The sequence below is a fragment of the Bacteroides intestinalis genome, assembly GCF_003464595.1.
GTDB lineage: Bacteria > Bacteroidota > Bacteroidia > Bacteroidales > Bacteroidaceae > Bacteroides > Bacteroides intestinalis_A.
This window is the reverse complement of sequence record NZ_QRZF01000021.1, coordinates 80,124-103,495: the sequence shown is the minus strand read 5'-3', so window position 1 is coordinate 103,495 and position 23,372 is coordinate 80,124. Positions and strand designations below refer to the sequence as shown.

19 protein-coding genes are annotated in these 23,372 nt (G+C 42.9%); 17 read left to right on the top strand and 2 right to left on the bottom strand.

Annotation, left to right across the window (positions count from 1 at the left end):
* The first annotated feature begins 249 nt into the window (after positions 1–249).
* From DWW10_RS21695 to DWW10_RS21660, 8 genes are read left to right on the top strand one after another with little or no spacing between them, the layout of a single operon-like run.
* The gene (locus tag DWW10_RS21695) at positions 250–1,386 is read left to right on the top strand and encodes a hypothetical protein (protein WP_022393384.1); all 1,137 of its coding nucleotides are present in this window, start codon (positions 250–252) and stop codon (positions 1,384–1,386) included.
* 17 nt (positions 1,387–1,403) lie between these two features.
* Entirely contained in the window at positions 1,404–2,624 is a 1,221-nt protein-coding gene (locus DWW10_RS21690) for a beta-ketoacyl-[acyl-carrier-protein] synthase family protein (RefSeq protein ID WP_022393385.1), read from the top strand.
* 24 nt (positions 2,625–2,648) lie between these two features.
* Positions 2,649–2,900, top strand: a complete 252-nt coding sequence (locus DWW10_RS21685; RefSeq protein ID WP_022393386.1) for an acyl carrier protein — start codon at positions 2,649–2,651, stop codon at positions 2,898–2,900.
* 23 nt (positions 2,901–2,923) lie between these two features.
* Entirely contained in the window at positions 2,924–5,410 is a 2,487-nt protein-coding gene (locus DWW10_RS21680; protein WP_022393387.1) for an MMPL family transporter, read from the top strand.
* On the top strand, positions 5,407–6,882 hold the full coding sequence (locus DWW10_RS21675; RefSeq protein WP_022393388.1) for a phytoene desaturase family protein: 1,476 nt from the start codon (positions 5,407–5,409) through the stop codon (positions 6,880–6,882). The genes DWW10_RS21680 and DWW10_RS21675 overlap by 4 nt, the downstream gene beginning before the upstream one ends.
* A gap of 13 nt (positions 6,883–6,895) precedes the next feature.
* On the top strand, positions 6,896–7,624 hold the full coding sequence (flxB, locus tag DWW10_RS21670; RefSeq protein WP_007209996.1) for a flexirubin biosynthesis SDR family reductase FlxB: 729 nt from the start codon (positions 6,896–6,898) through the stop codon (positions 7,622–7,624).
* A gap of 9 nt (positions 7,625–7,633) precedes the next feature.
* Positions 7,634–8,215, top strand: coding sequence for an outer membrane lipoprotein carrier protein LolA (locus DWW10_RS21665; protein WP_022393389.1), 582 nt, complete (start codon positions 7,634–7,636; stop codon positions 8,213–8,215).
* 16 nt (positions 8,216–8,231) lie between these two features.
* Entirely contained in the window at positions 8,232–10,787 is a 2,556-nt protein-coding gene (locus DWW10_RS21660; RefSeq protein WP_022393390.1) for a DUF5686 and carboxypeptidase-like regulatory domain-containing protein, read from the top strand.
* A gap of 75 nt (positions 10,788–10,862) precedes the next feature.
* On the opposite strand, the gene DWW10_RS21655 is transcribed toward DWW10_RS21660, so the two are convergent.
* The gene (locus tag DWW10_RS21655) at positions 10,863–11,780 is read right to left on the bottom strand and encodes a glucosaminidase domain-containing protein (protein WP_022393391.1); all 918 of its coding nucleotides are present in this window, start codon (positions 11,778–11,780) and stop codon (positions 10,863–10,865) included.
* Positions 11,781–11,887: 107 nt separating this feature from the next.
* Between DWW10_RS21655 and cdd the strand changes: the two genes are divergently transcribed.
* Positions 11,888–12,367, top strand: a complete 480-nt coding sequence (gene cdd, locus DWW10_RS21650; RefSeq protein WP_022393392.1) for a cytidine deaminase — start codon at positions 11,888–11,890, stop codon at positions 12,365–12,367.
* A 19-nt stretch (positions 12,368–12,386) separates the two neighbouring features.
* Here cdd and DWW10_RS21645 read toward each other — a convergent pair whose 3' ends face one another.
* Positions 12,387–14,516, bottom strand: coding sequence for a GAF domain-containing hybrid sensor histidine kinase/response regulator (locus DWW10_RS21645; RefSeq protein ID WP_118422172.1), 2,130 nt, complete (start codon positions 14,514–14,516; stop codon positions 12,387–12,389).
* Positions 14,517–14,979: 463 nt separating this feature from the next.
* On the opposite strand from DWW10_RS21645, the gene DWW10_RS21640 reads away from it, so the two are divergent.
* From DWW10_RS21640 to DWW10_RS26150, 8 genes are all read left to right on the top strand, one after another.
* On the top strand, positions 14,980–16,584 hold the full coding sequence (locus DWW10_RS21640; protein ID WP_022393394.1) for an ABC-F family ATP-binding cassette domain-containing protein: 1,605 nt from the start codon (positions 14,980–14,982) through the stop codon (positions 16,582–16,584).
* A 108-nt stretch (positions 16,585–16,692) separates the two neighbouring features.
* Positions 16,693–17,115 carry an ACT domain-containing protein gene (locus DWW10_RS21635; protein ID WP_022393395.1) on the top strand — a complete coding sequence of 141 codons (423 nt, stop codon included), beginning with the start codon at positions 16,693–16,695 and terminating at the stop codon, positions 17,113–17,115.
* A 56-nt stretch (positions 17,116–17,171) separates the two neighbouring features.
* Positions 17,172–19,565 carry a TonB-dependent receptor gene (locus DWW10_RS21630; protein ID WP_022393396.1) on the top strand — a complete coding sequence of 798 codons (2,394 nt, stop codon included), beginning with the start codon at positions 17,172–17,174 and terminating at the stop codon, positions 19,563–19,565.
* Between the two features lie 67 nt (positions 19,566–19,632).
* Positions 19,633–20,706 (top strand): sensor histidine kinase, encoded by a 1,074-nt coding sequence (locus tag DWW10_RS21625; protein ID WP_022393397.1) that lies wholly within the window; start codon positions 19,633–19,635, stop codon positions 20,704–20,706.
* A complete protein-coding gene (locus tag DWW10_RS21620; protein ID WP_022393398.1) occupies positions 20,703–21,755 on the top strand; it encodes a sensor histidine kinase in 1,053 nt (350 codons plus the stop codon). The genes DWW10_RS21625 and DWW10_RS21620 overlap by 4 nt, the downstream gene beginning before the upstream one ends.
* Complete coding sequence (locus DWW10_RS21615; protein ID WP_022393399.1) at positions 21,752–22,474, top strand: LytR/AlgR family response regulator transcription factor; 723 nt, start codon at positions 21,752–21,754, stop codon at positions 22,472–22,474. Before DWW10_RS21620 ends, DWW10_RS21615 begins: the two co-directional genes overlap by 4 nt.
* Before the next feature lie 95 nt (positions 22,475–22,569).
* Complete coding sequence (locus DWW10_RS21610) at positions 22,570–23,064, top strand: GNAT family N-acetyltransferase (RefSeq protein ID WP_022393400.1); 495 nt, start codon at positions 22,570–22,572, stop codon at positions 23,062–23,064.
* A gap of 97 nt (positions 23,065–23,161) precedes the next feature.
* The gene (locus DWW10_RS26150) at positions 23,162–23,305 is read left to right on the top strand and encodes a hypothetical protein (protein WP_022393401.1); all 144 of its coding nucleotides are present in this window, start codon (positions 23,162–23,164) and stop codon (positions 23,303–23,305) included.
* The last annotated feature ends 67 nt before the right edge of the window (positions 23,306–23,372 follow it).

Below are 23,372 nucleotides of genomic sequence, written 5' to 3'. Positions count from 1 at the left end.
ACCGTTTTTAGTTAAATAGGTGTAAACCATTTCTGTATTAAGTCACAATCCCTTATGTAAAGCAAATGAATAGCTTATAATCAAACTAAAGGAGAAGGATATATACATCAATAATATTGTCACAAATCTCCATATAAATACATCATAATGAGCGACGATATTCCTAAATCCTCAAACTTTGGCTAATAAGGCGCATCTTTTTTCATCTATTTTGTAGTGAAAAAATCCTTTTATATTTTTACTCCCATTATGAAAACTATCAGTATAAAAAAGGCCGAAACTAAACGCGAAATGGATGATTTTGTGAGATTCACAAACTGGCTGTATGCAGACTGTCCATACTACGTTCCCGACTTGGAAATGGACATTCGTAATACATTCGACCCACGTAAGAATGCTGGATTGGAATTTTCCGAAATACAACCTTTCATTGCATACAATGATGAAGGAAAGCCTGTAGGTCGCATAGCCGGTATCATCAATCACCGTGCCAACAAGAAATGGCAAACAAAAAATGTCCGATTCGGATTCATAGACTTTATTGACGACCTGGAAGTATCAGCAACGTTACTGAAAGCCGTGGAACAATGGGGTAAAGAGCATGGTATGGATTCTATACAAGGTCCTATGGGCATTTTCGACTTTGACAAAGAAGGTATGCTCATTGAAGACTTCGACAAATTAGGATCGATGATTACAATATATAACTATCCCTATTATCCTAAACACATGGAGGTATTAGGATATGAAAAAGAAGTGGATTGGGTACAAATCTGCATTGAAGTACCCAAGGAAATTCCAACTAAATATGCCCGTGTCACCAAACTTTCGAAAGAGATGTTCGGTCTTCACGTAAAGAAATTAACCAACGATGATGTTGCGAATCATGGTTATGGAAGGAAAGTGTTCGAACTCCTGAATACCGCTTACGCTCCCCTCTTTGGCTATACAGAATTATCAGACAAACAGGTGGATATGTACGTTAAACGGTATTTCCCTCTGATCGACAAGCAAATGTTACCCGTCATACAGAATGAAAATGAAGAAGTGATAGGAGTGGCAATAACCATGAGAAGTCTATCTCATGCCCTGCAAAAAACCAAAGGGAAGCTCTTTCCCTTAGGGTGGTATCATCTGATCCGGTCCTTAAAATGGAAAAAGGAAGAAAAAGTCGAACTACTCCTGATAGCTGTTCGTCCCGATTATCAGGGGTTCGGGGTAAATGCACTATTCTTCGATGATCTGATACCGGTTTACAATGAGCGTCACTTCAAATGGGCTGAGACAGGTCCGCAACTGGAAGACAATGTAAAAGAACTGACTCAATGGAAACCTCTACATCCCACCCTGACAAAAAGGAGACGATGCTATAAAAAGAAATTATAATAACGATAAAAAGAGATATGGAAAGAAAAGTAGTAATCACAGGCATGGGGATATGGTCGTGCCTCGGAAAAACACTCGAAGATGTACGCGATTCGCTATATACCGGAAAAAGCGGCATTATCTTCAGACAGGAACGTAAAGATGCCGGATTCCGTTCCGCATTATGTGCAGATGTAGAGCGTCCTGACCTTAAACCGTTCATCCCACGCAATTTACGGCATTTCATGCCCGAGGAAGCTCAATATGCTTATATGGCCACACGGTCGGCTCTCGAAAATGCAAAGCTGGATCAAGATTATATGGACAGAAATGAGATCGGCATTATCTATGGAAACGACTCCGTAGCTGAAGCTACCATGCAGGCGCTCGATAAGTTTCGTGAGTTCAGGGATACATCTGCTTGTGGCAGCGGTGCCATTTTTCAGTCGATGAACTCTACCGTGACGATGAATCTTGCCTGCCTGTTCAAACTGCGCGGTATTAACCTGACGGCCTCAGCCGCATGTGCATCCGGTTCCCAGGCTATAGGATTGGCATATACACTTATACGTAGCGGAATGCAGGATTGCATTATATGCGGCGGTGCTCAGGAAACCAACTTATACAGCGTGGCTTCATTCGACGGCATCCAATCATTCTCTATACGTGAAGACAATCCCGCCAAAGCCAGCCGTCCGTTCGACCGCGACCGTGACGGTCTGGTACCCGGTGGTGGTGCGGCAACAGTAATCATAGAGAGCTACGAACATGCCGTGAAGCGAGGGGCACCCATACTCGCAGAAATAGTAAGTTGGGGATTCTCGGGTAATGGGGATCATATTTCCACTCCCAATGTAGCAGGGCCGGCCCGTTCGCTTGAATTGTGTCTGAACAAGGGGGGTATATCTCCCCAACAAATAGGCTATATCAATGCACATGCCACCTCTACACGTATCGGAGATAGCAGAGAAGCGTCAGCCATAGCTCAGATATTCGGCGATTGCAGGGTTCCCATAACCTCCACCAAAAGCCAGACAGGGCATGAGATGTGGATGGCTGGTGCCAGCGAACTGATCTACTCGATGTTGATGATGAAGAACGACTTTATAGCAGGAAACATCAACTTTGAAAATCCGGATGAAGAAACTGCCCGTATCCATATATTACCGGAAACGCGCGAAGCGCACTTTGATATGTTCCTTTCCAATTCCTTTGGATTCGGCGGAACAAACTCAACCCTTATTGTAAGAAATTTATAGTAACCATTTAAAAAGAAAATTATTATGACACGTGAAAGTATTATTGAACAGGTAAATGCCATATTGGCTGAAGAATTTGAAATTGATCAGGACCTTTTTACACCGGATGCCAATGTAAAGGAAACACTCTCGTTGGACAGTCTCAGTCTTGTGGATCTTGTAGCCATTATCCAACATACCTACAAGATCAAAATCCCCGTAACCGATTTGCAGAAGATTCAGACCTTCAACAATCTCTATGATTATATAGAATCACACTTCGGGCAGAATGAATAATAAAGATATAAAGAGATGGTAGCATGACAGAATTCTGCATAAAGATTTATCGCTTTTTCCGTAATCATCGCGCAGTTTTCTGGGTGTCAATGATTGCTTTATATGCCTTCTTCGGATATTTTGCCTCAAAAATATATCTGGAAGAAGACATCAACAAACTGATGCCCTCATCGAAAAATGAAGATGGTACTACCAAACTCGCCTTTGCCAACCTGCGCATCAAGGATAAAACATTCTTGCTCTTTGAAGGAAAGAATGGAGCCTCTGTGGAACATATAACCGAGATATGTGATGCTTTCATTGATTCTCTGGAATCTAGAAATGCAGCCATGGACTCAACACATCAGGTCATCGGAAACATTTTCTACAGATTGCCCGATGACCTGATGCTGGACGTTATCGATTATATGAGTGCGCACTTACCGGCATATATCGACACAAGCGTCTACACTCATCTCGATGCGATGCTTACCTACCCACACATGAAGCAGCAAATGAAAGCTAACCACGATGACCTGTTGAGCCCGGTGGGAAGTATGTTTCCCGAACTTATACAGATGGATCCTATAGGACTGCGTAGTTTACTTATAGAACAGATGAAACCTTTTACCGAAGGGGCAGCCGGCAGCTACAAAACCCTCAACGGGCATTTCTTCGTTCAAGACTCCACGGTGTGTGTAGCATTTATTACCCCCATGTATTCAGCTACCAATACGGGACAGGGTTCTACCCTATTCCGCATATTGAATGATCAGATAGAACAGTTTTCTGCCTCTGCTCCCGACGTAAAAATCAGCTATCACGGTACTCCTGCCAGTGGATTCTATAATTCATGGCGAATAAAATCGGACCTGAAAGGAACTATTATCGGCTCGTTAGTGCTGGTTCTTATCTTTATTTCTATCTGCTTCCGCAACTACAATACCATACCGCTATTACTGCTTCCTGTGGTATTCGGCACTCTCTTCGGACTTGCTGCAATGTATTTTATAAAAGGACATTTCTCATTGTTGGCACTCGGTATCGGAGCAGTAGTACTGGGAGTGGCACTCAGCTATGTACTACATATCATTACGCATTATAAATATATCAGTGATCCCGAACAAGTGTTGCGCGATCAAGTCAAACCTGTTTGTTTAGGATGCCTTACCACCATTGGTTCCTTCATGGGACTTATCTTCATTCGGACAGAACTGTTACAGGACTTTGGTCTCTTCGCTGCTTTCGCCATTGTGGGGACTACATTCTTCAGCCTGGTATTTTTACCACAGTTCCTCAATCCAAGGAAAAACAAGTTGAATCACCATGCATTCGCCATCATCGACCGTATTAATGCTTACCCGTTCGACCGTAAAAAACCCCTGCTTTTCACCATACTTACCGCTGCGATAGTGTGTATAGGATTCTATATTGCCGGAGGAACCCAATTCGATGCCGACATGCACAACTTAGGCTATAAAGCCGAAAGTACTTCATATTCAGAGAATCTGCTTCGTTCCAAAACCCATACAGGTGACAAGCAGAAGTACTTCGCAAGTTCAGGGGCAACGATGGAAGAAGCCATAGAGAATTTTGAAATCATGGCTGCCAAACTCGATTCCTTGCAAAATATCGGACTTGTGAAGAGCTATACCCATACGAATCAAATATTTGTACCCTTGCATGTACAACAAGAACGCATTGACGCATGGAAAAACTTCTGGACCGGAGAACGCTTCCAACTAGTACACGATTTAATCAATAAGACAGCTCCCGAAGCCGGTCTTATTCCCGATGCATTCTCTCCTTTCTTTGAATTTGCAACTGCTGATTATGAGCCTGACGCTCTTTACGAAGCAAGTATTATTCCGGAAGGCTACCAGTCTACTCTGATGGAACAGTCCTACAACGACGAGTATCTGTGCTTTACATCCGTAAGATGCAAAAACGACTCTATCCACAGCAAGGAAAGTGACTATAACCGTATCTGTGAGGCTATAGTTTCATCACCTAACCTGCTTGTGCTCGACACCTATTATTATACCACAGATACACTGATCCAATTGAATGACGACTTCAATGTGCTGCAATGGGTTTCCATGCTCTTTGTACTCATCGTACTCTTCTTCAGTTTTCATTTCAATATCAAGCATACCCTGCTCGGTTTTATGCCAATCTTGTCGAGCTGGCTTATAGTGTTGGGGGCAATGGTGATTTTTGATGTACGGTTCAATCTCATCAACATTATCATCTCTACATTTATATTTGGTATAGGGGTTGATTATAGCATATTCGTGATGAACGGACTTATTGGCGGTAAAGAGAACTCTCGCTTGCTGGGTTATCACAAGACAGCCATATTCTTCAGTGCATTTATCCTGATTGTTACTGTGAGTTCCATGCTGTTTGCCGAACATCCTGCCATCAAATCAGTAGGATTCTCCACTCTTGTGGGCATGATTTCGGCAGTAGTGATCTCTTATGTGGTACAACCGGCCATTTTCAGAATGATTAATAAGAATAAAGAATGAAGTACGATGTAGTTATCATAGGTAGCGGACTGGGCGGATTGGAATGTGCACACATTCTTTCGAAAGCCGGTATGAGCGTTCTTCTGCTTGAAAGAGGAACACAAGCAGGTGGATGCCTCCAAAGCTACAGGAGGCTTGGATTGGCTTTCGATACAGGCTTTCACTATGTAGGAGGTCTGGATGAGGGACAATCACTACACTCTGCATTCAGGCACCTGGGACTGCTGCGTCTTCCATGGCAACGCCTTGACAACCATTTCGACCGGGTAACAATCGGAAATCAGACTTTCAATTTTGCACAAGGATATGATGCATTTGTCGAAACATTAACAGCAGCCTTTCCAGCTGAACGTGATGCGTTGAACAAATATGCAGATATGCTGAAACAGTGCGGTGAACAGCAATTCGATGCGTTGAATCCTCAAACCGGAGAGTCATCATTACTTTCCCGGCTTTTTGAAACAAGCGCTTATCAGTATCTGACAGAAACGTTCCATGATCCGCTACTGATAAATGTACTCTGTGGCACTTCCCTGAAAATGGAATTACGGAAAGAATCTCTTCCATTGTTCACCTTCGCTCATGGTAACGGAAGTTTCATTGAAAGCAGTTGGCGATTAAAAGGGGACGGTTCTCTGATAGTAAACTCACTGGCTGATGGCATTCGTATGCATGGTGGCGAGATTATCTGTAATGCCGAAGTTCAGGAGTTAGTGGAAAAAGACGGTAAACTGGTGCATGCAGTATGCTCTAATGGAGAAATCTACGAAGGCACTATTTTTATCAGCAATATCCACCCTGCTGTCACCTGCAATCTGGTGAAACAAAGCAGCAGGATGAAGAAAGTTTATCGCAGCAGAATTACTCATCTGGAGAATACTTTCGGCATGTTCACCGTATCGCTCCGCATCAAGCCGCAAACTCTCAGATACTTTAATTGGAACCAATATATTTATAAACAACCGGATGTATGGACATTCTACCAGAAAGATGGTCCTGTAAGCGGTGTACTGGTAAGTTGCCGTATACCAGAGGATAACAGCAAGTATGTACAGCAACTGGATATTCTCACTCCGATGCCTTGGAGCAAATGTGAGCAATGGAACCATACCAATGTGGGACGCCGCGGTGATGATTATAAAGCCATGAAAAAACATGTTGCAGACGAGTGTATTGCCCTGGCTGAACGTTTCATTCCCGGCCTTCGCGATATGATTACCGGATGTTACACCAGCACACCGCTCACCTATCGTGACTATACTCTCACTCCCGAGGGGACTGCTTACGGTTTGCGCAAAGATTTCAACAATCCGATGCTCACCCTGCTCTCACCTCGTACGCCTATCCCCAACCTGATGCTCACAGGACAAAACCTGATGCTACACGGATTACATGGCGTGACTATGACAGCACTCTTCACTTGTGTTGAAGTATTAGGAAAGGAACCGATATGGAATATAGTAAAAAACTAAAATAGACCTAGCAATGAAGTATGCATTAGTAACCGGAGGCAGCCGTGGCATTGGCCGTGCTGTCTGTGTAAAATTAGCTCAAATGGGCTACCACATCATTATCAACTATGTAAGCAATGCCACAGAGGCCCAAAAGACTCTGGAACTGGTACGCCAGGCCGGACAGGATGGCGAGATACTGATGTTCGACGTAAGCAACCGGCAACAGACCAGCAAAGCCATCGAGTCATGGGAGAACGCCCATCCTGAAGAATACATCGAAGTACTGGTTAACAATGCCGGTATACGCCGTGATAACCTCCTGATATTCATGCCTGAAAACGACTGGCATCGTGTACTCAGCATCAGTCTCGATGGTTTTTACAATGTAACACAACCCTTGCTGCAATCCATGTTAGCCCGTAAGTTCGGACGTGTCATCAATATGGCAAGCGTAAGCGGTGTCAAAGGAATGCCGGGACAGACCAACTATTCCGCAGCAAAGGGAGCCATCATAGCCGCCACGAAAGCACTGGCTCAGGAAGTAGCACGCAAAAATGTAACCGTCAACGCTGTCGCCCCCGGATTTATCAGAACAGATATGGTAGAGGGACTCGACGAGGACACACTGAAGAAGACCATTCCCGCCAACCGCTTCGGTACTCCCGAGGAAGTGGCCGAACTGGTTGGCTTTCTGGTTTCGCCAAACGCCGGTTACATTACCGGTAATGTGATTTCAATTAACGGAGGACTTTATACTTAAACTACATGTATGAAAAGATTATATATCCTATTTATCACTGCCATCCTCTTGTGTACCGCCTTATCGGCACAAGAAGCTGATATCCGGAAAGTAGCCGAACGATACAAAGGCATAAATACCTTTACAGCTACCGTGATTCGGACTAAGCATCATGCAGCAGTGGCAGAAGACGCTGCTACCAAAGGTAAATTTCACTTCATACAGCCTAATGAAGCATACATGACGTTTAATGAAGGGAAAGATATGCTGATAATGGACAACGGTGTCTTCACCATGATCAATGATGGTCAGGAAAGCATAGCTAAGGGAGTAACCCATAAGCAATTTGAAGTTCTTCTGATTGTTCTCAGAAATCTACTTTCGAGCGATAGCGATAGTACGGATATCAAAGAAGTGGCCGACATGGAAATTACGAAACAAGGGAATCTCTGCGCGCTGACCATCACTCCGATTATTCCGGATACGAAAGCTAAGCGCAGGATGATGTTTACGTCGTTCGTACTGACTATTGATATTCAATCGTCTGAATTTAAAGGTTTACGCATGAATGAGAAGGGCAAGAATTATACACAATATGACTTCTCCGACTAATTAATAGGAGATTACAATGGGAAAAAAAATTGTTTTTTTGTTAGCGTCCTTCTTCTTCGTGTGGGTGGCGAATGGACAGAATACAATAATAAAAGGAATCGTAACCGATTCGATTACAGGCGAAAGATTGCCTTATGTATCTCTTAAATTTGAGGGTACAACCATAGGAGCAGCCACCGATGGTGATGGGAACTTTTCATTCTCTACCCCAACCATCGATAAGATTCTGGAAATATCGTATTTGGGATATGACAAGAAACAAATGAAAGTCATCTCGGGGAAAGCAAATGACCTGAAAATACAATTAGTTCCAAATGGAATTATGTTGAATGAAGTGGTTGTCAGACCTCAAAAGGAGAAATACAGCAAGAAAGAGAATCCGGCTGTTACATTTGTGAGGCAGGTGATTGCTTTACGTGAAAGTAATGATCCCCATAATCATGACTACTTCCAATACGACCGGTATGAAAAAATGGTCTTCGCCATGAATGAGTATGAACCAAAGCCTAAAAAGAATGGCAAGTCAGGCAAGTTCGATTTCCTGGCCGATTTTGTCGATACGCTTGATATTGGCACCACCATTCTGCCGGTTTCGGAGAAAGAAAAAATTGAAACGGTCTATTACCGTAAGACCCCAAAGTCTAAGAAACATATAGTAAAAGGAAACAAATCGTCCGGTGTAGATGAAATATTCTCACGCGACGGTATCCAGCAGGTTCTGAGCGAAGTATTCAGGGAAGTCGATATTTTCCAAAATGACATACCATTATTTCTACAGCGGTTTGTAAGCCCACTTTCCACAATCGGGCCGAACTATTACAAATACTATCTGATGGATACATTAAACGTAAATGGACAGAAGTGTGTGGATCTCGGATTTGTTCCGTTCAATTCGGAAACATTCGGTTTTACCGGACATCTGTATGTCACGCTCGACTCCACTTATTTTGTTCAAAAAGCAATCCTCAATGTTCCTAAGGATATCAATTTGAATTTTGTTTCCAGAATGACTATCGAGCAGATATTCGAACGGACCCCGGACAGTACCCGTATTATTAAGAAAGACGATATCAGCGTAAATTTCAAGTTAAGTGAGAAAACTAAAGGAATGTACGCAAGGCGTTTGAATGTCTATAGCAACCAGTCATTCGAAGAACCCAATGCCGAACAAGCCCAGATCTTTAAAAGTGGTGCACCTGTCACCATCTCAAAAGATGCTTATCGCCAGCCGGATGATTTCTGGATAAGCAATCGTCCGGAAGAAGCAATCAAAAAGAATCCGAACTCTGTGGAAAAACTGATGGTAAAGTTACGCTCTGTTCCGGTATTTTATGTAACGGAAAAGGTCGTCACAACTCTCGTGTCGGGCTATATCCCTACCAATAAAGACCCGGCTATGAATAAATTCGAATTTGGTCCGATGAATTCTACCATTAGCGGCAGTGCAATCGAAGGGGCACGCCTCCGGGTGGGAGGCACAACAACGCCCGCACTCAATAAAAATTGGTTCTTCGATGGTTACATGGCCTATGGAACGAGAGATGAAAAGCTGAAGTACAATGCTCTTGTTGAATATTCATTCAATGAACGCAAAGAATACCGCAAGGAATTTCCGATAAATTCAATCAGGCTTGAATACATGTATGATATCAACAAGCTGGGACAGCAGTACATGTACACCAGCAAAGATAATATCCTTTTATCAATCAGGCGTCAAAAGGATACACGGGCGACCTATTTACGGCAAGCTGAATTGACCTACTCATACGAGCAATATAACGGGCTGGCATACAATGCCATTGTTCGTAACCGTCGCGAATATGCCACGGAATATGCTGTTTTCGACCGTATCAATTCGGATGGAACGATCGGTGATGTCAAGCACTATGATATGACGGAACTGGAATTGAAGTTCCGTTATGGCAAGAATGAAAAGTTCTATCAAACGCGCAATACTCGTGTGCCGATAACATTCGATGCTTTAATCTTCAATTTCAGTCATGTCATGGCAAAGAAAAACCTGCTTGGCTCATCTTACGATTATCATCGTACGGATATCGGTATACAGAAACGTTTCTGGTTTTCAGCTTTTGGCTACATCGACATTATCACTAAAGCCGGAAAGGTATGGAATAAGGTTCCGTATCCGCTATTGATTCTGCCGAATGCAAACCTTTCTTATACCATCCAGCCGGAAGCCTATACGAATATGAACGCCATGGAATTTATCAGTGACGAATATGCTTCCTGGGATTTGACATACTATATGAATGGAAATCTTCTGAATCGTCTGCCCCTTATAAAGAAGCTAAAAGCAAGGGAAGTATTTTGTTTCCGGGGGTTGTGGGGACATTTGACGGATAAGAATAATCCTAAGAATGGAGGAGACGGGCTATATCTTTTCCCAAAAGGTTCATATACATTAGGAAAAGCTCCATATATGGAAGCAAGTGTAGGCGTTGAAAATATCTTTAAGTTCCTTCGCATTGATTATGTCTGGCGATTGAACTATCGCAATCATCCGGACATTCAGACAAAGGGAATACGCTGTACGATGAGATTATCATTCTAATTCTGTCACAGCAATATCTGCCATATACTAAAAATGACCGCTTATAAGCAGTCATTTTTAGTATATGCAATCTATTTATCTCAATCTTAACCTGTCACCTACTTCCGGTATATATTCATCATCTTTCCGGTTCATCTTATACAGGTTCTTCAAACGTATACCGTACTTTTGCGAAATGGTATGCATGGAGTCGCCATCTTTCACGATGTAAACCGTATACCGCTTAGAAGCTTTCTTTTTCTTACCTTTCAAATAAATGATATCACCCGCCTCCAACGTATAATCCTTATGCAGGTCATTATACTTCACAAGCTTCTTCCAACTGATATCGAACTCTTTACCCAGTAAACGGAAAGTATCGCCATCACGAGCTACAACATAGGCTATATCATTAGCTACATATACCTGATGCGGATTAGCCAGCCAAGGTTTCTTCTTCAGTTCTTTCTCCCAATTACGGTTTTCACGATTACTCATACCGCGACTGTCATACTTATAAAGTTCATAATCCTCTATAATCGTTATCAAACGGTTCGCATAAGAGGGATCAGTAGCATATCCGGCTTTCTTCAAACCACGTGCCCAACCTTTATAGTCCGTAACCTTCAAATCGAACAGGAATGCATAACGTGCACCCCGTTTCAGAAAAACAGAATGATCTTCATAAGAATCTCTGGGATTACTGTAAGCCCGAAAACATTCATTGCGGGCATCGTCATCGTGACGCACTGTGCGCCCACGCCAGTTACTACCGCACTTAATACCGAAATGGTTATTACTTTTGCGTGCCAACGCACTTTGTCCGGCACCACTTTCAAGAAGTCCCTGAGCCAGAGTTATACTGGCAGGTATCTTGTGTTCCTTCATTTGTTGTACAGCAAGCGGAGCATACTTCTCTATATATTCCACGTAACGGGCATTCTTGCGCTGCGCCTGGGCGGTAACGGTACAAACCAGAAGTGCCAGGATTGCAGTGAGTCTGATAGCGTTCATTCTATTCATAGCAATATAAGTTGAGGTACAAAAATCTTAAAAAGAATTGGAATTACCAATCTCTTTCCTAACTTTGTAACATTAATTACAATATACCTTGCTGCCTTATGAAAGATTTGACCTTACAAATTGACATTAAAATATACGATTATAGTGAATTAAGTGATGCCGACCGCCAACTCATAGATTCAGCGCGTGAGGCTACCCAACGTAGCTATGCCCCCTATTCACACTTTTCAGTAGGCGCCGCTGCACGATTGGCAGACGGTACAGTTGTAACAGGTACCAATCAGGAGAATGCAGCTTACCCGTCGGGACTTTGTGCCGAACGTACCACTTTATTTTATGCAAACTCCCAATATCCCGATCAGGCAGTAGGAACTCTTGCCATTGCCGCACGCAATGAACGAGATTTCCTGGATGATCCGATTCCCCCTTGTGGTGCATGCCGCCAGGTAATGCTTGAAACGGAAAAACGCTTCAAGCACCCCATGCGCATTTTACTTTTCGGGAAAAAGGGTATCTATGAGATGAAGAATGTAGGTGCTTTGCTACCTCTGTCATTCGATGCATCTTCCATGGAGTAATCCTTTTGATTTTTTGGGCTTATTTCCCTATCCATTTACTGGCCATCCTGCGTAACTCGAGCGGCGAAACAGGTTTGGTCAAAAAGTCATTGCAACCCACATTGAGAGCCAATGCTCTGTCATCGTCGTAAGCGAATGCCGTAAGTGCAATGATGGGTACCCGGGCACCGCCTTCCCTTAACATAACGACTGTATCTATTCCGTTCATACCCGGCATCTTCATATCCATAAATATAAGATCAGGAGATTGAGTATTGAAAAGCTCTATAGCCTCATTACCATCATGTGCTCTCAGCAGACGATAATCCTTCCTGAGGAGTGCCTCGATCAGCAAGTAATTACTGTCTATGTCCTCGGCCACCAGAATCAGAGGTTTATAATTCCTTGAAATGATCTTTATAACCTGGTCACCATCCTTTGTTACAGTATCCGTGTCCAATGAGACATCAAGCGTATATGGATGTGTGAACCAGAAGCACGAACCTTCTTCCTCACAAGAATCTACTCCAATCTCTCCTCCCATTCGCTCTACCAAACTCTGGCATATAGACAATCCAAGACCGGCCCCCTGAGAGAATGAATCGAGCTTTACAAAGCGGCTGAAAATCTCATGCTGCTGTTCAGCAGGAATACCCTTACCAGTATCCGTCACACTGAAACGCAGCTGAGTATCATTTTCCAATCTATAGGAAAGAGTAACCGACCCCTTGGTCGTAAATTTCAAGGCATTCGTTACGAAATTAGAGAGTACCTGCATGATTCGGTTCTTGTCGGCATCAACCATTATCTGTGGTGAGCTTTCGTCAAAACGCAGTACAACCGCTTCCTCATGTTTTTTATGCGAACAAGTGGAAATTACCTCACGGCAAAGTCGGGGCAAATCCACCCGTGTTATAGTAAGCTCCACCGCACCGGACTCTATTCTAGAAATATCCAAAATGTCGGAAATGAGATTGAGCAACAGTTCGTTGTTCTCCTCCACCAAAGACATATACGATTCACGCTCATCATCATTGGCTTCGGCAAGCAAGCTCGAGAACCCCACAATAGCATTCAGAGGAGTACGTATTTCGTGGCTCATATTAGCAAGGAATGCCGATTTTAGTCTATCTGACTCTTCTGCTTTTTCCTTGGCCTGAATCAACTCCAATTCTACCTGCTTACGGGTAGTGATATCAGTAGCCAATTCCATGATTGCCCATCGTCCGTCGAGCCACTTTATCGCCATACTCTGAATGGTATACCAGCGTTCAGTTACGGGATTGTAGTCTTCCCAGAAATGAACACCTGTGAACTTGCGGTTGGCATCAAGCAACTGTGGTTTCGGGCAATGCGCACACAAACCGTTCAATCCTGCATTCAGCATTTTCCAACATTCTGCATTTTCCGAAACCTGTCCGGCTTCTTCCCTGAAAGGTTTGTTTGCAAAGAGCACCTTCTGTGTGTCATAATCGCAAACAAAAATATTGGCATTGATGTTATCCAACACCTTCTGCATAGTTCGTTGAGACAATTGCAGGGATGTTTCTACCTGCCAACGTTTCGTAGCGGTAGATACAATTTGCGACATTTGACTCATTAACTCCACGTCCTTTTCATCCCACTGCTTATTCCAGCAAAAGTTAAATGACAGGAAACCGAAATGCACTCCTAACTGCGACAGAGGAAAAACGGCTATAGCTTTTACGCCCTGTACCTCGAGCATCTGGGTAATAAAGGGGTCGAGCGAATAGATATCGGACGTACAGATGATATGATTCTTTTCGAGCATGTCAAACCACGGCTTTCCCGCTTCAATGGTCATACTCCGTAGATAATCTATGGCCGGCTCGATACCATCGTTGCACCATTCGTTGGTGCATCCGTATGTGACCCCGTCAAGATGGTTTTCCCATGTTGCCAACCGGTCAACACCAGTATAGCGGCCTATTTCAGCAAGTGCCATATTCATGGCTGTAGGTATGTCCGGTTCCAGTTGTAGTATTTGCAACACTTTTATGAATAATGCCTGCCGCCGGTTGGTTGCTTCCAGATTCTCTTGAATGGCAATCAGGTCCTTAGATTTTTCTTCGACCATTTGTTCGAGCCGGTTACGGTACTGTTCCAGTTCCATACCGACTCCTTCTTGTTCGGAATCAGTAGATTTCATACGAGATTTATTGAGATAAATTAAATATAATGATTAATTGTTCTCTGATGAGATACACCCTATATTTTGCAAATATATGGTTTTATTTGGCAAATATATGGTTTTATTCTACAATTTAAGAAAATCTTCTTAAAAACGGTATTCTACCTAAAAGGCTAATAATTGAAGGCTTATCGAAACACTCAGAATATCCCCCTTTTGATAGTAATATTGCAATATCCAAAAGAAATACCTATCTTTGCACCCACTAACTAATAATTACTACGATGAGAATTTCCAAGTAAAGACAAACATTTCGGTAAACATCACTTTTTACATGCTTTATAATTCAGAACGCTGAGCATCACAAACGTGAATGTTTAGCCAATACTGTGTTTGTCTATCCCCTCCACAATCGAGATTTTATTGTATCCAAAGCACTTTTTGATACAGTGTATTCACCTCTTTAAACACAGTATTTACCATGAGTATTATTATCAGAGATCTTAGCTATGTCCATTCCGACAAAGAAGTCTTATTCCAACATTTGAACCTTGTTATCAACCCGGGAGATAAAATGGCACTAACCGGAAACAACGGTTGTGGAAAATCCACTTTAATGCGGATTATTGCAGGTGATTTATCTGCTACAACCGGAACGGTCAGCCACCCGGAACATCTCTATTATGTGCCTCAACATTTCGGACAATATGATGACCGGACCATTGCACAGGCTTTAAGGATAGATGGCAAATTGGAAGCCTTACATGCCATTCTGAACGGAGATGTATCTGAAAAACATTTCACCACACTGAATGATGACTGGAATATTGAAGAACGTGCCCAAGCTGCCTTGTCGGCCTGGGGAATGGACGGCATTCCCCTCTCCCGTCTGATGGACGGATTAAGCGGGGGAGAAAAAACACGTATCTTCCTTGCCGGCATGGAATTACACTCACCTGTCGCTATTCTGCTGGATGAGCCAACAAACCATCTGGACGCAACAGGACGGCAACGGTTATATGATTTCGTACGGCGTACTCCGGCCATTGTACTTGTTATCAGCCATGACCGTACCCTATTAAACCAGTTACCTGCCATTTGCGAATTAGCCTCTAACGGACTAACTTTCTATGGCGGCAATTACGATTTCTTTAAGGAACAAAAAGGAATCCAACTGAATGCCCTGCAAGAGCAATTGGAAGAAAAACAAAAAGCCCTGCGTCTTGCCAAGAAAACAGCCCGTGAACTGGCGGAACAAAAAGCAAAACAGAATGTACGGGGTGAAAAGGCCGCCATCAAGAAAGGCATTCCCCGCATTATGATGGGTGCTATGAAAAACAGAGCAGAAGTAAGTACCAATAAACTAAAAAGTGTACATACCGAGAAAGCAGAAAAGCTACAGCAGGATATGCAAAACATAAAAAGTACTCTTCCCCTTGCAGAGAAACTAAAAACAAACTTCAATGCCTCCACTCTGCATGAAGGTAAGATATTGGCTACTGCAAAAGAAATGAACTTTCAATATCCGGATGCTCCCCAACCCATGTGGACAACACCGTTAAGCTTTCAGTTACGGAGTGGCGACCGCTTCTATATTGAAGGCAATAACGGCAGTGGTAAAACTACATTGCTAAAGCTGATTTGCGGCGAACTTGCTGCCGTCAACAGAACACTCGACCGCATTGATTTCAGCACTGTTTATCTGGATCAGGAATACTCTCTTATCCATAATGAATATAGCATTCTGGAACAGGCGGACCATTTCAACCGTCGTCATCTACCGGAGCATGAACTGAAAACGATATTGAACCGTTACCTTTTTCCAGTAGCTACATGGAACAAGCCTTGCAAATTGCTTAGTGGTGGAGAAAAGATGCGTCTCTCCTTTTGTTGTCTGATGATTGCAGATAATACCCCGGATGTTTTCATACTGGACGAACCGACCAATAATCTGGATATTGAAAGCATCGAGATTATTACGGCAACCATCCGGGACTATACAGGAACGGTGATTGCCATATCACATGATAAGGAATTCCTGAAAGAAATAAACTGTAAATCATGGGTTAAGTTAGAAAGTAAATAGCTTACGGCTTCTTCCGTTAAATCATAAAAAAAGTACTATTTTTGCAAGTGAAGTCATATTAAGAATCACTTCATCAACAAGAAGAAAACGAATATAAATCAATACGTTATGGCAGGCATTAAAGATTTAGACATATTATTATCCAGTATAGATCCTATTCTGGATGAACGCAGTTTTGTTTTTTGTACTTTTCCCGAATTCCATTGGGATGACGTGCATCAATTGAACCCAATCGGCTTCTTTCATGAAAAAGAGGGGCTGACACTTATCATCACCCAACAAGAGGCTATTGATAAAAATATAGATTATGAATCCGTTTATAAACTCATTTCCCTAAATGTCCATTCAAGTTTGGATGCTGTGGGACTAACGGCTGCATTTTCAGCAAAACTGGCAGAAAAGAATATTAGTGCCAATGTGGTTGCTGCATACTATCATGATCACATTTTTGTACCCGAAGAAAAAGCAGAGCAAGCTTTAGCTGCTATTTCCGAGTTTCGTCTACAAACCCATCCGGTTTGTCTCAAATAAAAAAGTAGCATATAGCAGAGACCTATCTTTGTCGCATTAAATCAAAAACGATAAAGATGGATAAAACTAAAGTATTAGTAATAGCCGCATTACTAATTTCAATTTGCTCTTTCGGAAAAGAAGTTTCTAATATCCCCGGACAAGCATCAGTCAATGATGAGAATATCCCACAAAGTGGTGGACGTCCCGTACAAACACTACGAGGAGTGGTTAATGACCGGGCGTCGGGGCATCCTATACCCTACGCAACGATACAGTTGACGGACATTCCGGGTTTAGGGATGATGTGCGATAGTCTCGGACGTTTTGCACTTCCCAAGGTTCCGGTAGGCCGCCACTCTGTACAAGCCTCTTTTATGGGATACGAACCGGCAACCGTACGGGAGATTCTGGTAACTTCTGCCAAGGAAGTTTATCTGGAAATAGCTTTGCTGGAAAGCGTAAACGAACTGAGCGAAGTAGTGGTGCATGCACACAACCGGAACGAAGCAATGAATAAAATGGCTGTCGCAGGAGCACGTATGCTCAGCGTGGAGGAAGCAAGCCGCTACGCAGGCGGATTTGACGACCCGGCCCGACTGGTTGCTTCATTTGCCGGAGTTACGCCAAGCGTTTCCAATAATGGTATATCCATCCACGGTAATGCTCCGCATTTATTGCAGTGGCGACTGGAAGATGTGGAAATTCCAAACCCAAACCATTTCGCAGATATCGCCACTTTAGGAGGTGGAATTCTGTCCTCACTCAGTGCACAGGTTTTAGGAAACTCTGACTTCTTCACAGGTGCTTTTCCGGCAGAATACGGTAATGCCGTTTCCGGCGTCTTCGACATGAAACTACGCAACGGGAACAACCAGCGAAATGAGAATACATTCCAGGTAGGCATCATGGGAATAGATTTCGCTTCCGAAGGCCCGTTAAGCAAGAAGCATAAGGCTTCATATATCTTCAATTACCGCTACTCCACTACGGGATTACTGAACGTTGACTTAGGTGGAAAGATGGACTATCAGGACCTGAACTTCAAACTAAACTTCCCCACCCGCCATGCAGGTACCTTTGCCGTATGGGGTACTGCATTGCTTGACAAATACAAAAGTTCACTCGAAAAGAATCCTGATAAATGGGATTACCTGGAAGATGCCGGACAGGGACGTTCCACCCAGTACATGGCAGCCGGTGGTGTTACCCATCGCTACTTCTTTAATGAAAACACCTTACTGAAAACCACACTTGCCGGAACCTATTCCGACCAGGAGGCCATTCAAACCACTTACGACAGAGAATTTAATCCTTCACCTTACATCGATCAGAACAGCAGAAGCACGAACCTGATACTGACTTCGTCACTGAACCGGAAAGTAAGCAACCGTTTTACCAACAAAACCGGATTCACCTTCACACAGATGTTCTACAATATGAATTTCGAGCTTGCTCCATTCATCGATCAACCGTTGGAAACAATTTCAAAAGGAGATGGAAACACCAGCCTGATTTCAGCCTACAACAGCTCTGCATGGGGAATAAACGACAAACTAAGCCTGAACTTCGGATTGCACGGCCAACTGCTTACACTAAATAACCACTGGACCCTTGAACCGCGTGCCAGCCTGAAATGGCAAACCAATGCCCGAACTTCCTTTGCTTTGGCTTATGGCATGTACAGCCGTATGGAAAAGATTGATGTTTACTTCGTAAAGACACAAAGCACCGGTGACCAGTCAGTAAACAAAAACCTAGATTTCACCAAAGCACACCATCTGATGCTTTCATTCGCCTATAAGGTTTCAGAAAATACAAGCTTGAAAGTGGAACCTTACATTCAGTTTCTATACGATGTACCCGTCATGCGCGACAGTTCCTTTTCCGTACTTAACCGAGATGAATTCTTCGTGGAAAACGCTTTAGTGAACAAAGGACGAGGACGCAACTTCGGTGTAGACTTCACTTGGGAACGGGCACTGAACAAAGGACTTTATTATATGATAACCGCCTCTCTGTTCGACTCCCGTTATTGCGGTGGCGACGGTGTCTGGTATAACACACGTTTCAACCGGAAATATGTATTGAACGGACTGATCGGCAAAGAATGGATGCTGGGACGCAACAAACAAAACATTCTCAGTGTCAACCTGAAGCTTACCTTGCAAGGTGGGGAACGCTATGCTCCGATAGATGTGGAAGCAACAATGGCCCACCCCGACAAAGAAGTGCAGTATGATGAAACGCGGGCATATTCCATTCAACGCTCTCCGATGCTGATTGGTAATTATACGGTAAGCTACCGCATCAATAAACGACGTGTATCTCATGAATTCTCCGTGAAAGGCCTCAACTTTACAGGCAGCAAAGAGTTCATTCAGCACCTCTATAACATAAAAACAGGAAAGATAGAGGCAAATGAACAGAAAACTGGTCTGACCAATATCAGTTACAAAATAGAGTTTTAATTCAGGATAATCCAGTGTTTTATATGAATTTATTCTATCTTCGTCACTTCAAATGAAAGATACTCCCATGAAAGTAATACCTATTATAGGCAATGATAATTCTTTTCTATACCGCTTTCTCGTCAGCTCACGCTTTCGGGTGGCCAGACATACCACTGTCGTCGTGGCACTGTTTGTCATAGCCTGTAATCTGGTATTATTCAGCTGTCAGGGTTATATAGAGATGTTGGGAAAGTGGACCTATCTTCTCATCTTCAACATGTTTCTGCTCTACGGTGGCATTTTTTATTTCAATTTGCTCTATCTGGTGCCCCGTTACTTACTCAAACAAAGATATCTGACGTATATTCTTTCCCTGTCAGGTGCTTTAATCATAGTTTTTATCTTTCAAGCTACACAGGAGTATATTGTATCCGATATCTTCTCTGTACCTAATATTTACGTGGGATATTCTAAGGTGGCATTTGTGATGGATTATCTTTCCTCTTTCCCATTGACCCTTCTCAGCATCATGGGCGGCGGTATGACTGTCCTGTTGCGGCTCTGGATACTGGAAAACCAACGGGTGATGCAACTGGAAAAAATCAGGTTACAGTCCGAAATAGAACATCTGAAAGAACAAATTAGTCCCTCCATGTTATTCCGGGTACTCCACTATTCAGGAGAACAGGCATTGGTGAACCCGGGAAAAGCGTCGGAAATGTTAATGAAACTGAGCCAGATACTCCGTTATCAGTTGTATGACTGTAACCGGGAAAAAGTGCTGCTAAATACGGAAATTAAATTCCTTTCCAATTATCTGGAACTGGAACAACTTGTTTCGGATAAATTTGATTTCCACATGAGTGCTTCGGGAGAGACAGGGCGTACATTTGTATTCCCATTGCTCTTTATACCTTTTATCCAGTACACAGTAAAGCAAATAGAAATACAGGAAGAACAATCCGCATCCATTGAAATTCATTTGCAAGCGGAAGATGAGACCATTCTGTTCAACTGTCAGGTATCCATACCTTGTCTGGAACCGGAGCAGGAATTGAATAAAATCCGGCAACGCCTCGACTTACAATATGGAGAGAATTACCGGTTGGAATTAACCGGCCAGAGCATTCAGCTTGAATTGAAAGGAGGTGGGAAATGATTAATAACCGTTTTACCAGTTTCCTGCTTGCTCCACGTTACCGGGCAGCAAGACACTTGTTTCTGCAATTCGTAGTGTTTATGATTACAGTGAACATACTCTGGAATGTCCCCATGCGTCCCCTCAGTTTCCCCCAAAGGTTATTGGGATGGGCCATCTATTTTATTTCCATTGATGCAGTTTTCTATATCAATCTTTACTGGCTATTCCCGCGCTTCCTGTTGAAAAACCGCCTGTTGATATATGCGCTCGGTGTGTCCGGAGTAAGTCTGATAGTCATTATAGCTGTAGCTATATTCCAAATTTTCACCATCGACATTTCGGTACCCACATCCGATAACAGTCTGTTGCCTATCGTAGTAAATGCCATATCGGGAGTATTGGCCATGGGATTTACCGTAGCCGGGATGTCCGCCATACTCCTGCTTCGTCACTGGATGCTCTATAATCAGCGGGTAGATGAAATTCAATCTGCTACCTTGCATTCTGAATTGAGATTTCTCAAAAATCAGATAAATCCACACTTTCTGTTCAATATGCTGAATAATGCCAATGTACTCATTCGGAAAAATCCCGCGGAAGCATCCAAAGTATTATTCAAACTGGAAGATTTATTGCGTTACCAGATGAATGATAACTTCCGCGAACATGTACCTCTCCGCTCCGATATCCGTTTCCTGAACGACTATCTGAATCTGGAAAAGGTACGGCGCGATCACTTTGATTACAATATCACAGAGGAAGGTAATATCGATGCCATACAATTACCGGCTTTGTTATTCATTCCATTTGTAGAGAATGCGGTGAAACATAATTTCGACAGCGAACATCCGTCATACGTCCACCTTTTCTTTAAGGTCGAGGATGACCAATTGGAATTCCGGTGTGAGAACTCCAAGCCTGCCGTAGCAACAGGCAAAAGCCATGTGGGTGGGATCGGGTTAACCAATATCCGACGCCGGCTTGAGCTCCTATACCTCGGTCGCTATTTACTGGAAGTAGCCGAGACAGAAAACAAGTATGTAGTAATTTTAAAACTGGATTTATGAATTGTATTATAATAGATGATGAACCCCTGGCACGCGAGGCCATGGAAATGCTGGTGCAAGAAAATAAAGAGCTTTGCTTACTGGGTATGTTCAATAATGCAGTATCCGCCGCACGGTTTATGGAAGAACATTCTGTCGACCTTATCTTTCTGGATATTCAGATGCCCGGTATCACCGGCATAGAGTTCGCGCATACCGTCTCCAAACGGACACTTATCATCTTTACGACCGCCTATACGGAATATGCACTGGACAGCTATGAAGTCGATGCTATCGATTATCTGGTGAAGCCCATAGAACCGGAACGCTTCCAAAAGGCAGTACAGAAAGCCCTCTCCTACCATTCATTATTGATGAAAGAGGAGAAAGAGGCCATTGAAACCAATGTTTCTTCCGAATATTTCTTCGTGAAATCCGAACGGAAATACTTCAAAGTAAACTACACTGATATTCTCTTCATCGAAGGATTGAAAGACTATGTAATTCTTCAACTCCCGGAGCAGCGCATCATTACTCGTATGAATATGAAAGGTATCTCCGAGCTCCTGCCCCAGGAGCTGTTCCTCCGGGTAAACAAGTCCTATATCGTCAATACCCGTCACATCGATTCATTTGATAACAATGACATTTATATAGGTAATTATGAGATTGCCATAGGTAACAGCTACCGCGATACATTCTTTGAAGAATTTCTAATGAAAGGAAAAAGAAAAGAGTGATAAAGTGGTGAGGTGATAGAGTGATAAATTATCATTTATCAAAATAATCATGTACTTTTGTATTCCGGAATAAGCAACTTAACAGGTTTACAGATATGATACAAATTCGTCCCAGCCAGCTTTCAGACTTAGACCGCCTGATGGAGATATTCGATCATGCCCGCAAATTTATGGCATCTGTAGGAAACGGAAACCAGTGGATCAATGGCTACCCACAGCATGAACTGATTGCCAAAGAAATCACCGACGGACATTGCTATGTATGCGAAGATGAACATGGAAAAATCGTCGGAACATTCTGTTTTGTTCCGAGTCCCGATCCTTTTTATACCATCATCGAAGACGGAGCCTGGTTGAATGATGATCCCTATTATGTGATTCACCGCATCGCCTCCGACGGAAGTTACAAAGGCATCGGCGATATCTGTTTAAACTGGTGCGCCAAGCAATATCCAAGCTTGCGTGCAGATACGCATAAAGACAATATTATCATGCAAAACCTCCTTGTACGAAACGGATTTATCCGTTGTGGGACGGTTTATGTCTCAAATGGGACACCCAGAATTGCATACCAAAAAATATCCCGATAATCTTCGAAATTTTTCTGCCAACAGGAAGATAAAAAATGATTTTTTTTATCTATGTTTGCGCCTTGAAATAAGTCATTTCAAGTAATAGCAACAGAGTATGATAGAAAATCGTCTCAGCCAGCTTTCTAATTCAGCTATGCAGCATGTCATCATGCAGCATTTGTTTATACAAGACGAATGTATTCGTTGTAGGATGATTCATGCAACAAACACAGCGGCACGCACAGTATTTCCCAATTAACACCCCTTAGCCAGTATTTTTTTCACTTGTATAAATGCATCTTAATGTGTGTATTTACGAACTTAGA